Here is a 12,478-nt window from a genome sequence, read left to right as displayed (position 1 = left end):
AGCCACCTTGAGCAGTGAAAGACACCCGCAGGGTTCAACAGAGTGCAGGCCCAAAGGTCAAGCGGAATCGCTCGTTATTTCGCTACGGATCGGTCTTCTGTGGCGCAGTTTCCGGTTCTTCAGCCCGTTTGCCGCCCGATTTTGGGCATTCCGTCGATCTTGTCGCGATGAGACGTGATCCAGTCCTCGGCTTTTTCGAAAGGCATGGGCTTGCCGATGCCAAACCCCTGAACATGGTCACATCCAAATTGCGCCATCAAGGCGTGTTCTCCGGGCGTCTCGACGCCTTCAGCAAGGGTTTCCAGATTCAGCCGTTCTGCCATGGTCAGAATTGCGCTGGCCAACTGCTGCTGGCTTGGGTCCTGGTCCGCCTTTGTCACGAAAGAACGGTCGATTTTGATCCGGGACACGTTGAACCGCTTGATTGAAGCGATCGAGGCATGCCCTGTGCCGAAATCGTCCAGATCGATACAGCACCCCATCGCGGCCAAGCCCGTGACATTGCGGGTGATTACGTCATCCGGTCCTCTGGAAAACACGGTCTCCAATACTTCGACCGCCAATCTGTCCGGGGTCAGATCGCATTGATCCAATTCCCATTTCAGGCGGTCGATCAGCCCCGGGTCGCGCAATTCGTCCGACGAGAAGTTGATGCCGATGCGTGGTACGGTCAGACCGGCGCGATCCCATTCGCGCATTGCGCAAAAGGCGTGATGCCGCATCGCCTGTCCCAGTTTGCCCATCAACTCTGCCTGTTCGGCAAAGGGCAGAAAGATATTGGGGCCCAGCACTCCCTTTGCCGGGTGTTCCCAGCGGGCCAGAGCCTCGAACCCGGACACACGCCCGGTATCCGTCGAGATCTGCGGTTGAAACCATGGTCTAATTTCACCGCTTTCCAGCGCCGCATCAAATTCCTTGCGCAGATTGGTTCTGACCTGAGCTCGGCGACGTGTTTCGGACGAAAAGGCACGAATCGTTGACGGCCCGTTTTGCTGTGCTTCTTGCAGCGCGTTGTTAGCAGCGTTGCACCAGTCTTTCGCGGTGCCGTCGGGGACATTGCTGCTGAGGCAGAAACCGATGGAGCAGGACATGTAAACTCCGGTTCCGTTCAGCATGATGGGGTCTTCGACCGCGGATTGTATTCGTCCCGACATCTGAATGCAGGTTTCCAGATCAAGCTGTTGCGTCGGGTGCAGAACAACCATCATCTTGTTTCCATCGATCCGGGTTGCGGTGTCACTGGAGCGGATCATGGACATGATGCGCAAACAGAATTGCTGCGCCACATGGTTCGCTGCTGCTTGGCCATGCAGATCGAGCATTTGCATATAGTCGTCCAGGATCACAGCGAAACAGGCCGACGTTTCACCTTTGCGGCGACTATCCCAGAGCACCTCAGCCAGAACGGTTTCGAACTGGTCATTCGGCAGCAGGCCACCCTGTTGCCGTTTCCTGTCTGCCGGGTTGGGGGCCATTGCCCCTATACCGGCAATCATCAGGGGCAAGCCCAGGGCCACCGCGACCAAAGCGCGTTCACCGCCAAGCCAGAACGCCCCCAGGCTTGTTGCCGGAACAAAGGCCAGAAAGGCTGGGCCGTATGCCACGTTTCTAAAAGCTTCAGTAATACGGTCGACGAAAGGATGATTCCGCATCGGGTCCTGACCTTGGGCATGAATGGTATGCCGAGCCTAGGAAACCAGTCTGAGTCAGTCGTTAACGCAGCAGCGGTATTTCTTCCAAATTTTCCGATTTTTCGTCAGAGTTTACGGAAAGATTAACAAAATCAAAGAGTTTCGCATCCAACAGGTGCGACGGGCGCGCGTTTGTTAACGCGCGGAACATAACCTGACGCCGACCCGGGCTGTTCTTTTCCCATTGATCGAGAATCTGTTTGACCTGCTGCCGTTGCAGCCCGTCCTGACTGCCGCACAAATCGCAGGGGATGATCGGATACTGCATGGCCTTGGCAAATTTCTCGCAATCGGCTTCGGCGACGTGGGCAAGCGGACGAAAGACAAAAAGATCTCCCTCTTCATTCACCAGTTTCGGTGGCATGGTGGCCAGTCGGCCTCCGTGGAAGAGGTTCATGAAAAACGTCTCGAGAATATCGTCGCGGTGGTGTCCCAGCACGACGGCGGAACAGCCTTCTTCCCGGGCAATGCGATACAGGTTGCCGCGGCGCAGTCGCGAGCACAGGGCGCAATATGTTCGGCCCTGCGGGACCTTGTCCATCACAACAGAGTATGTGTCCTGGTACTCGATCCTGTGTTGCACACCCATGCGGTCCAGAAACTCGGGCAGGACCGTTGCCGGAAATCCGGGTTGTCCCTGATCCAGATTGCAAGCCAGAAGATCGACGGGCAACAATCCGCGCCATTTGAGTTCGTAGAGGACAGCCAGCAGCGTATAACTGTCCTTGCCGCCCGACAGGCAGACAAGCCAACGCGGCGGTGTGCCGTCCTTGTCATGGGCGGACGGGTCCACCATCCCGTATTGCTCGATCGCTTCGCGGGTCTGGCGCACGATGCGTTTGCGCAGTTTCTTGAACTCGGTGGTCGAGGGCGCGCCGGCAAAGAGCGGGTGGATATCGTCTGCATCATCAAACATGCGCTGCCCCTACAGCAGATGGCGCAACCGGGCAAGTGGCGGGTCAGCCAAGCCGCGCCAGCAGGGCGCCGGTATCCAACCCGGCTACTGCTCCGGGAATGCGGCCGCCATCGCCGGAAAGGCGTGTGGCAACAAAGCGGTCAGCCACAGCGCCCGGCGCGTGACGCAGCAATTGCGAGGCCGTCAGCAGCAGTGCCGTACGTTCAGCGTACCAACGCGCTTCGGCCTCGGGCGGAAGACCGGGCCAGCGGTTGCGATGCGCGGTCAAAGCTGCGTCATACCTTCTGTCCGTGCCTCGTACCGCATCCAACTCGGCCCCCAGAACCTCGGCGGCCAGCGGCTCACGCGTCAGGGTGCGCAGGATATCGAGGCAGATCACATTGCCTGACCCCTCCCAGATGCTGTTCAGGGGCGCTTCACGATAGATCAGGGGCAAGGGCGTGTCTTCGACGTACCCCATGCCGCCCAGCACTTCCATCGCTTCGACGACGACGACCGGGCAACGCTTGTTGTTCAGGAACTTGGCCAATGCGACGCCGATCCGGGCAAAGGCCTTGTCTTCGGGTGTCTGACCGTCAAATGCTTGTGCCACACGCATCCCCAGGGTCACTGCGCCTTCCCAGTCCAGAACAAGGTCGGACAGGACCGCTCGCATCAGCGGTTGATCAATCAATCGGCGCTGAAACGCGCTGCGGTGTTCCACCCAATGATGCGCTGCGCTGAGCGCGGCACGCATCAGCCCGGCCGGTGCCATGGCTGTATCAAGCCGCGTGTGGTGCACCATTTCCAGTATGGTGCGCACGCCCGCGCCTTCTTCGCCCAACTGATAGGCCAGCGCGTCATGATACTCGATTTCCGAGGATGCGTTGGATTTGTTGCCCAGCTTGTCTTTCAGGCGCATCAGGTGGATCGCATTGCGTTCGCCTTCGAGCCAGCGGGGCACCAGAAAACAGGTCAACCCGCCGGGCGCCTGCGCCAGTGTCAGGAACCCATCCGACATTGGCGCGGAACAGAACCACTTGTGCCCTCGCAAGCGCCAATGATCCCCGTCGCGTGCCGCAATGGTCGTATTGGCGCGTATGTCCGAACCGCCCTGTTTTTCGGTCATCGCCATCCCCAGCGTCGCGCTGGTCTTTTGACCGATCGGTTCCTTCGAAGGATCATAGTGGCGGGCCATGAGTTTTGGCTGCCAGAGCGAGGCAATGTGTTCATTGGCGGCCAGTGCAGGGATTGCTGCATAGGTCATGGTCATCGGGCAGCAATGCCCGGGTTCGACCTGTCCGGCCAAATAGACCATCGCCGCATGGGTCGCATGCCCTCCGGGTTGTCCATCCCAGGCCAGTGCGGCATAGCCCGCCGATTGGCTGATCTGCATCATCTGATGATAGGCCGGGTGAAACCGCACCTCGTCCAGGCGCCTGCCGCCGGGATCGAACAGCCGCAGCTCTGGCGGATGCCGGTTGGCTTCCCGACCCAGTTCCCGCGTTTCTTCGGTTCCGAGTGTTTTGCCATATGCCGCCAGCTCCAAAGCGCGCGCGCCCGCTGTCTTTGCTGCGTCTTGCAGGACCGGATCGGACAGCCAAAGATCGGTGCCGCCGCGCGTGGGCGGTTGGTTCAGGACATCGTGGGTTGGCAGGGTGTCGCGCGCTGGGGATTTCATCGGGACCTCGGGTTGTGCTGGTCCAACTGTTCAGGCGCGGCACTAGCCGGTCAAGTCTGACGAGGGGTCAGGACGAAGGGTCGTTATGCTTGTCGTCAGGTACCGGATCATATCCGTCGCCGCCCCAAGGGTGGCAACGGCAGATCCGGTGAGCGGCCAAGTAGGATCCTTTGACCGCCCCGTGTTTCTCCAGCGACTCAAGCGCATAGGCGGAACAGGTGGGTTGGTAGCGACAGTTGAAACCGACCCATGGGCTGAAGATCAGCCGATACGCCCGAACAGGCAGGGCGACGATATGGGACAGGAAGGTCATTTTTCCGCCGCATGCACCTTGCGGAGCGCATAGCGCAGGTCGTCCAACAATGCGTCATAGGGGCGGTTGGCGGTAACTTCGGCACGGCCGATCAGAACGTAATCCCACCCGTCGCGGCCGGCTTCGGGCAACACGGCCCGCGCGGCTTCGCGCAGACGGCGCTTGGCGCGGTTGCGGGCCACGGCATTGCCCACTTTTTTCGAGCAGGTGAACCCCACGCGAATCCCGATGCCCTCGCCGGGGGCACGCTTGCGGGCCTGCACCATCATCGAAGACGTGCCTTGTCGGCGGGCACGCGCCGCTTTCAGAAAGTCGGACCGTTTCTTGAGAACGGTCAGGGGTGCAGATGCACAAACGGACGCCGCCGGGGGCTTGTTCCCGGGGTGGTTCCTACCAACCTCAGGGGCCTCCGGCGGCGTCATGTTCATAACCTGATCGGTGAGCGGTTTACGCGCTCAGCGATTTGCGGCCGCGTGCGCGGCGTGCATTCAGGATCTTGCGGCCGGCCTTAGTGGCCATGCGCGCGCGGAAACCGTGGCGGCGTTTGCGAACCAGGTTCGAAGGCTGATAGGTGCGTTTCATCGCTCCGTCTCCAATCTATGCGGTCGGGTGCGGCGCGGATTCGCCTGCCCGTGGTGTTCGAAGCCCGTCCTCTACTGCCAAGCGGGGGGTAAGTCAAACCCCAACGGCCAGGTTTTCGCAGCTTTTGCAACAATTCTGTAACCGGCAACGGCAAAAGGTTTCAAAATACCCGTTTATCGCCGAAATTCCTCACATTCGGTGCCACAAAGATCAAGGCCCCGTGATCCCACTGTTGCTGGCCCGTCAGTCAGCGCATCTTGGGCACAAGATGAAGCACAAAGAACCGGAAAATCTGATGTCCGACACAAGCCAGGCGCCGCGCAACGGTTTCGCACGCCACATTCCGCTGCTTGTAATCCTGAGCGTTGCCGTTGTCGGCTTTTTCACACTTGGGGATTACCTGACTTTCGAGACCTTGCGGGACAATCGCGAGGCGCTTCTGGCGTGGCGGGACGGTCACTATTGGATCATGGCAGCCGCTTTTGTCGCCACTTACATCGTCATAGTGGCCTTTTCACTGCCCGGTGCCGCGGTGGCTTCGATGACGGGCGGTTTTCTTTTCGGTCTTTTTGCGGGAACTGTTTTCAATGTCGTGTCCGCCACCATCGGTGCGTCGGCGATCTTTCTGGCGGCGCGCTGGGGCTTGGGCGAAGCCCTGACGTCGCGCCTGGAATCATCAGAAGGCACGGTCAAAAAACTGAAGGACGGTCTGCGGGAAAACGAAATCTCGGTGTTGTTTCTGCTGCGTCTGGTGCCGGTGGTGCCGTTCTTTGTTGCCAATCTCGTGCCGGCTTTGGTCGGTGTGAAGTTCCGCAATTTTCTTTTGACGACCGCGCTGGGCATCATTCCCGGAGGTATCGTGTACACTTGGATCGGGGTCGGTTTGGGCGGTGTATTCGACCGTGGGGAAACGCCTGATGTTTCGTTGCTGTGGGAACCGTTCGTGATCGGGCCGATTATCGGGTTGTGTATATTGGCCGCCTTGCCCATCGTTTTCAAAGCACTGCGCGCGAAAAGAGGCACCTGAACCATGAAAGAGTTGAAAACCGACCTCCTGGTCATTGGCGCCGGGTCCGGAGGATTGTCCGTCGCCGCGGGTGCCAGCCAGATGGGCGCGGATGTTGTCCTGCTGGAAGGGCACAAGATGGGTGGGGATTGCCTGAATTTCGGCTGTGTCCCGTCGAAGGCGCTGATCGCAAGCGGCAAAGCGGCCCATGCTCAGGCGCATTCCGTTCGTTTTGGCATCGCTGATACAATCCCTCAGGTCGACTACGCCGCAGTAAAGGATCATGTTCATGATGTGATCGCGCAGATCGAACCGATGGACAGCCAGCAGCGGTTCGAAGGCTTCGGCGTGAAGGTCATTCGCGAATATGGCACGTTCATATCCGCTGAAAAGGTGCAGGCCGGGGATCATGTCATCTGTGCACGTCGCATCGTCATCGCGACCGGTTCATCACCGCTGGTGCCGCCGATTCCGGGGTTGGACACGGTGCCCTATTATACGAACGAAACCATCTTTGACTTGAGAGAGCGGCCAGATCATCTGCTGATCATCGGGGGCGGCCCGATCGGGATGGAGATGGCGCAGGCCCATATACGCCTCGGCAGCAAGGTGACGGTCGTCGAAGGGTTCAAATCCTTGGGCAAAGACGATCCCGAGGCTGCCTCCGTGGTGCTGGATACCCTGCGCAGTGAAGGCGTGGACATCCGGGAAAACGCCATGATCGCTCAGGTGCGCGGAACAGAGGGCGCTGTGGAGGTCGTTGCCGAAAACGGTGAAATTCACCGGGGCTCTCATCTTTTGATCGCTGCCGGTCGCAAAGCCAATATCGAGCGTCTGAACCTGGAAGCAGCCGGAATTGAACGCACAAAAACCGGCATCAGAACGGATGACGCGTTGCGCACGGCCAATCGCCGCGTCTATTCGATCGGAGATGTAACGGGTGGCCTGCAATTCACCCATGTTGCAGGGTATCATGCAGGTGTCATCATTCGTTCGGCCCTGTTCGGTCTGCCGTCCAGGGCGAAAACGGCACATATCCCTTGGGCCACCTATACGGATCCAGAGCTGGCCCAGGTCGGACTGACCGAAGCTCAGGCCCGCGAGGCGCATGGAGACAAGCTCGAAATCGCGCGCTTTGACTATCTCCACAATGACCGGGCGATTGCCGAGCGCAAAACCAAAGGCTTCGTCAAGGTCATGGTCGTGAAAGGCCGACCCGTCGGCGCCACAATCGTCGGGCATCAGGCGGGTGAGTTGATCAACTTGTGGTCGTTGGCTTTGGCCAATAACCTGAAGATGGGGCAGATCGCCGCCATGGTTTCACCCTATCCGACGATCGGAGAGCTTAACAAACGTGTGGCGGGTGCTTATTTCTCGCCAAGGCTGTTTGAGAATCAGACAGTTAAACGAGTGGTCCGGTTCGTCCAGCGCTGGATTCCCTGACCTGAGGAGGGGCGCAAATTGAACTCGCTTTCGGGCCGATTTCTGATCCTGACGACGGTCTTCGTCATGTTGGCCGAGGTTCTGATCTTTGTCCCGTCGATCGCCCGGTTCCGCGAGGACTTTCTGCTGAACAGGCTCGAACGCGCGCAGATCGCCTCGCTGGCTTTGCTGGCGGACGACATGCTGGCCGAAGATCTTGAGGCAGAACTGCTGGAAAACGCAGGCGTCTACAATGTCGTATTGCGACGGGATGAGGTTCGGCAACTGATGCTGTCGTCGCCGATTCCCGATCCAATCGCCGACACGTTCGATTTGCGGGATGCAAGCCCTTGGATTCTGATCCGGGATGCGATTAGCCGCTTTCTCAAACCCGAAAACGAAGTCATCCGGGTCATCGGAGAACCGGTCAAGGGGGCGGGCCTTCTGATCGAAGTCACCATGGATAGCATGCCGTTGCGAACGGCGATGATTGACTACGGGTTGCGTATTCTCGGTCTGTCCTTTGTGATCTCCATCATCACAGCGTTTTTTCTGTTTCTCGCCGTGCGCGTCGTACTTGTGCGGCCCATCAAAAGCGTCGTCGGCTACATGCAACGCTATGCCAGTGCGCCAGAGGACGCGCGTGGCATAATCTCGCCGAACTCGAAGGTGACGGAGTTGCGAGAGGCCGAGGAGGCACTGAAGATGCTGCAAACGGACCTGACCCAGGCGCTCAAACAGCGGGAAAGGTTGGCGCAGCTTGGGGGGGCCGTCGCCAAAGTCAGCCATGACCTGCGCAATATCCTGACGTCGGCGCAGCTGTTTACCGATCGGATCGAGGCCAGCGATGATCCGCTGGTGCGGCGGATGGCGCCGAAACTGGTGAATTCCATCACCCGGGCCGTGTCCCTTTGTGAAAGCACATTGGCCTTTGGCCGCGCGGAAGAACCCGCGCCCACTCTGACTATGGTTCCGATCCGCGCAATCGCGGCGGATGTCGCGGCCAGCGAACAACTCGCCGTCGCGGATGCCTGCGTCGAAATCGTGAACGAAGTGCCGGACGCGCTTGTGGCCCGCGCCGACCCCGAACAATTGTACCGCGTCATCATGAACCTCGTGCGCAACGCAAGACAGGCTCTGGTTGCCTCGGGAAAACCTGGCCGGATTACGATTGCGGGGTGTGAATACGACGATGCTTGGTGCATCGAAATCCGCGACACGGGGCCGGGTCTTCCCCCCAAGGCGCGCGAAAACCTGTTTACACCTTTTCAGGGTGGGGTCCGAAAGGGTGGCTCGGGTCTGGGGCTGGCAATCTCGCAGGAGCTGGTGCGCGGCCATGGCGGGGACCTGGTTTTGAAAGAGACCGGACCCGAGGGAACAGTCTTTGAAATCAGCCTTCCGCGCGGGGATATGACTTTTTGATTTTTTTTTGAAGAATCGGCTTGCACGTCTCGGGCAGCAGGTCTAAACACCGCCTCACCAACGCGGACCGATAGCTCAGCTGGATAGAGTACTTGACTACGAATCAAGGGGTCGGGGGTTCGAATCCTCCTCGGTCCGCCACTGGTTTCCTGTTGAACTTCACACGAACCTGACCCAACCGTCACAGTTGGACCAGAAACAGGGTGAACGTTCGACATCGGAAGGCACCCCCAACGTTGGACATCAGTTGAATTTGACCTTTGCGTCTCAAACTGACCCAAATCTCCCATTTTAATTCTCCCGCTAAGAGTTTCGGTTGATCTGGCTTCCCTTTTGGGAAATCAGGGCTGATTTGCAGATCAGACAGCGAAGCTGCCTGTTTCTGCTGATCTGCCACGTGGCGAACGCGGGAGGGGGCGAGGCAATGCTATTCGACAGGGGTGGTGCGGCCCGCAGGCACAGCCGAGGACACGGCTCTGTCTAATGGGGTTGCCCGAGGGGGAGGGTCGCGCCCTAACCCTGACGGCCAGGGGCGTTTGGCTTGTCCAAATCCCGCTGGCCCACGAAAGTAAAGCGGCGGGGAGGATGACCCGCCACTATTGGCGATTGCTACATTCTGTCATACAGCAATAGTGACAGTCGGCCCAATACGGACATTGACCGTGCTTATCCACGCTGCCGTGCGGTTTCCCCGAAGCAGACATCCATTCCCTGTGAATTTTTGACTAGGTGTGAGGGCCAATTTTTGCAGGCCTTAGCTAAAATCAAACTGTCTAGAACTGCTCAAACTTAGACAAGTTGGCATAAGACTAAAGTGCAACCCAAGTACACGCTCTAAAAATATTAGAAATTGGCTCCCAGACTAACTAGGCAAGTACGGGTCGCTTTGATCATCTGCAACCTGATAAGTCGCGACCTCGACCTTTACTGCATCTGGCAGGCTCTCTTGAATCTTTGCTGCTAGATTGTCACGCGCACGTTCGCCATCTGCTCCGCAGACAATATACAACTTGTTCGGTCGAACCTTCTCCGCGAACGCCGAGAGTTTCTGGATTTCTGTTTCTTTCAGCGTTTTGGAAGTCGTCGCTTCAACCGCAATAGTTTCGCCATCTACCACCGTCAAAAGGTCAATTTCACAGTCATTGCTTCCATCTTCCCTGTACTTGTCAAACCAGATCAACGTAGAGGGCAAGAAATAGAATGATGTTCGCGCGCGTTCGGCAAGTTGCCAAAGTGCCCAAATAGCCGGTTCAGTTCCGTGATCGCTGTAAGCTTCGACAATGAACCCGCTAGATTTGAACTGCCATCCCCCTGAAACGGGCGGACGTTCTTTGGTTTGGCATACATTGCACGTCATCTTGCTGGACAAGTCATCAATTGAGACCCAATTCCTATTGAAACAATTCCTGCACTGCCATTCGTGACCCTGAAACAGAACTTTTTGCTCGCAGAGATATTGGATGGACGCGTCCAACTCATCTGCTGAAAAATTTTCACCAACGGAACCCTCTTGAACATGCGGGTGCTCTTCAATGAATTTTGAGACCAGTTTACTGTAACGCGAGGCCAGCTTGTCATACTGTACGAAGCGCTCCGGACGGCGAAGCTGAGAGGCGATCCTTAACGCTTCTCGTGCAACTACTTGCCGGTCTTGTGGGTTGTTCACCTCCCATTCTTCCCCGTTTGCTCTCAATCTCCTAGCCATGATTTTTTGAAACCGCGCCTCTAGCTCTTCATCCAAGTGGGAGGGGTCCGCCCCTAACTTGCGTAGGGTATCCCGCCAAAAATTATGCATCAAAGTTCGAAAGGCATCAGGCAAGCTGCCGAAATGTTGAAGCGTTCCCAACAGATATCGTCCCTTATCGGAATACTTCGCATCCATAACCTTCGGAGGAGGCGGTATCTGTTGGCCATCCGCACCCGTTAACGTCCGAAGGAAATGATCTCTTTGAACGTCCTGCAGCCCACCAAAAAGTGCATCATCATCAGTTGGTACAACAATGGACGCTTGACGGATGGTCAGTTCAATCGAAGCGCTCAAATTCCCTGATCTCGTTGGTCTTTGGCAGTATCGCGGATACATCTGAGAGGACGAATTGTCCCGACTGATCGAAAAGAATGGATCAATGCGAAGTCTACGAGGCAGCACCCACTTGTGAACAACATTTATTGCTTCGCAGTGATCGTTTTCCCGTTCAATCGACAGATCCACCATCCACTGTCCTGCTCGCACGCTAGGCGGCAAGTAGTTTTCTGATAAGTGCCACGGGGTTGCTAGAGGGAGTTCTGCGCGACCATCCACCAGTTCGCTGCTCTGCCGCCCTTTTGGTTCTCTCGACACGGCCACCGAACCTGTTGTGAAGTGGGCTCGCTCCTCCCAAAACTCTGGAATCGACCAGTTTGCATCTGAAATGACTTCAGTCTCGAAGCGCTTCCACGTCATACCTTCCGGCTTGATACGCTCGGCAATTTCGGCAAGTGCACTTTCATCGAGTGAGGTTGACCGAATTGTAGCCGTCGGAGAGCTTTGTTCGCCTCGCACACCACGACGGTCCAAAATCCGGCCTATCAACTGCATAAATTCAGTATCTTTTGACTGCGCGACCGATATGCGAATAGACGATGTTCCAGTAAACTCATTGCGGGGAAATCGGTTGTGCCCGTTCCAGCACACCAAGCGATCCGCTATTTCGTCCCCCACAACGACGTTCACGCCACCTCTTTTCAAAGAGTTTTTCGGCTCAAGATAATGACAAAACAACTCGGACAATTGGCTGGGGGGTAGAATTACTTGCGGTTCAGCAAGGGCTTCCAACAGAGCCAGAGGCTCACTTTCATACTTGGCGTGTTCACTCTTTCCGTATTGGCGATTTTCTAATGCTTCCTTTGAAATCAACGTCAGACACTTAAACAATTCGGGAGCTGAATCAGCCAATTGGCCGTTACCAAAGCTGTTCGAGATGAAGCCAAAATTCTCGCGAATGAAGGGATCGTCAGAACCATCCCAATATCTGTCGAAACTCAAAATGTCCTTGGGCTTATCTCCAAAACCCCAGCGACGGCTAGCAAACACTGGCAAAACAGATAGGCATGACAGACCCTGAATCGGAAGCTCAATGCGATACCGCCGGTCGCCGTTGGGCTCCCTGTACCTATCCTCGTGGTGGTGAAGAATTCCGGGTGCTAACTCTTCGTCTAACGAAGCAATGGCGTCATCGGTTAGATCGGAAAAGCTATAGATTACATCCGCATCGTATGCGTGCAGCCACGACTCATAAGCGGGGTCGACCCCATCTGGGGAAGCCGGAATTATCGGCGTTCTTCGACCGGACCAGCGACTGAAACTCTCTGCGATAATCTCGTCAATCAAAAGGTCTTCGCACGTCTCTAAATCGACTAGATAAGCTACTCGCAGCGGTCTTGCTGTCCCTTCTATTGTGCGATGAACACGCTTTTCCCACATAGC

The 12,478-nt window shown here is 57.0% G+C and carries 10 protein-coding genes and 1 tRNA gene; 4 read left to right on the top strand and 7 right to left on the bottom strand.

What is annotated here, in order from left to right; all coding sequences use genetic code 11:
• Positions 1–119: 119 nt before the first annotated feature.
• The 6 genes from GS605_RS12635 to rpmH all read right to left on the bottom strand — a co-directional run bounded on the left by GS605_RS12635 (position 120) and on the right by rpmH (position 5,162).
• A complete protein-coding gene (locus GS605_RS12635; protein WP_171724217.1) occupies positions 120–1,652 on the bottom strand; it encodes a bifunctional diguanylate cyclase/phosphodiesterase in 1,533 nt (510 codons plus the stop codon).
• Positions 1,653–1,713: 61 nt separating this feature from the next.
• The gene (gene ttcA, locus GS605_RS12630; protein WP_171724216.1) at positions 1,714–2,607 is read right to left on the bottom strand and encodes a tRNA 2-thiocytidine(32) synthetase TtcA; all 894 of its coding nucleotides are present in this window, start codon (positions 2,605–2,607) and stop codon (positions 1,714–1,716) included.
• Between the two features lie 43 nt (positions 2,608–2,650).
• Entirely contained in the window at positions 2,651–4,267 is a 1,617-nt protein-coding gene (locus GS605_RS12625) for an acyl-CoA dehydrogenase family protein (RefSeq protein ID WP_171724215.1), read from the bottom strand.
• A gap of 67 nt (positions 4,268–4,334) precedes the next feature.
• Positions 4,335–4,580: a membrane protein insertion efficiency factor YidD gene (gene yidD / locus GS605_RS12620; RefSeq protein ID WP_171724214.1), complete on the bottom strand. Its 246-nt coding sequence runs from the start codon at positions 4,578–4,580 to the stop codon at positions 4,335–4,337.
• On the bottom strand, positions 4,577–5,002 hold the full coding sequence (gene rnpA / locus GS605_RS12615) for a ribonuclease P protein component (protein ID WP_171724213.1): 426 nt from the start codon (positions 5,000–5,002) through the stop codon (positions 4,577–4,579). The genes yidD and rnpA overlap by 4 nt, the downstream gene beginning before the upstream one ends.
• A 25-nt stretch (positions 5,003–5,027) precedes the next feature.
• Positions 5,028–5,162: a 50S ribosomal protein L34 gene (gene rpmH / locus GS605_RS12610; RefSeq protein WP_005980833.1), complete on the bottom strand. Its 135-nt coding sequence runs from the start codon at positions 5,160–5,162 to the stop codon at positions 5,028–5,030.
• 295 nt (positions 5,163–5,457) lie between these two features.
• On the opposite strand from rpmH, the gene GS605_RS12605 reads away from it, so the two are divergent.
• From GS605_RS12605 to GS605_RS12590, 4 genes are all read left to right on the top strand, one after another.
• Positions 5,458–6,189 (top strand): TVP38/TMEM64 family protein, encoded by a 732-nt coding sequence (locus tag GS605_RS12605; protein ID WP_171724212.1) that lies wholly within the window; start codon positions 5,458–5,460, stop codon positions 6,187–6,189.
• Between the two features lie 3 nt (positions 6,190–6,192).
• Positions 6,193–7,611: an NAD(P)/FAD-dependent oxidoreductase gene (locus tag GS605_RS12600; protein WP_171724211.1), complete on the top strand. Its 1,419-nt coding sequence runs from the start codon at positions 6,193–6,195 to the stop codon at positions 7,609–7,611.
• Between the two features lie 18 nt (positions 7,612–7,629).
• Entirely contained in the window at positions 7,630–9,012 is a 1,383-nt protein-coding gene (locus GS605_RS12595) for a sensor histidine kinase (RefSeq protein ID WP_245218112.1), read from the top strand.
• A gap of 64 nt (positions 9,013–9,076) precedes the next feature.
• Positions 9,077–9,153 (top strand) — tRNA-Arg (locus tag GS605_RS12590).
• A gap of 721 nt (positions 9,154–9,874) precedes the next feature.
• Here GS605_RS12590 and GS605_RS12585 read toward each other — a convergent pair.
• The gene (locus tag GS605_RS12585; RefSeq protein ID WP_171724210.1) at positions 9,875–12,475 is read right to left on the bottom strand and encodes a hypothetical protein; all 2,601 of its coding nucleotides are present in this window, start codon (positions 12,473–12,475) and stop codon (positions 9,875–9,877) included.
• Positions 12,476–12,478: the final 3 nt, after the last annotated feature.

The sequence above is a fragment of the Ruegeria sp. HKCCD7559 genome, from assembly GCF_013110575.1.
GTDB lineage: Bacteria > Pseudomonadota > Alphaproteobacteria > Rhodobacterales > Rhodobacteraceae > Ruegeria.
This window is presented reverse-complemented; position numbering and strand designations above follow the sequence as displayed.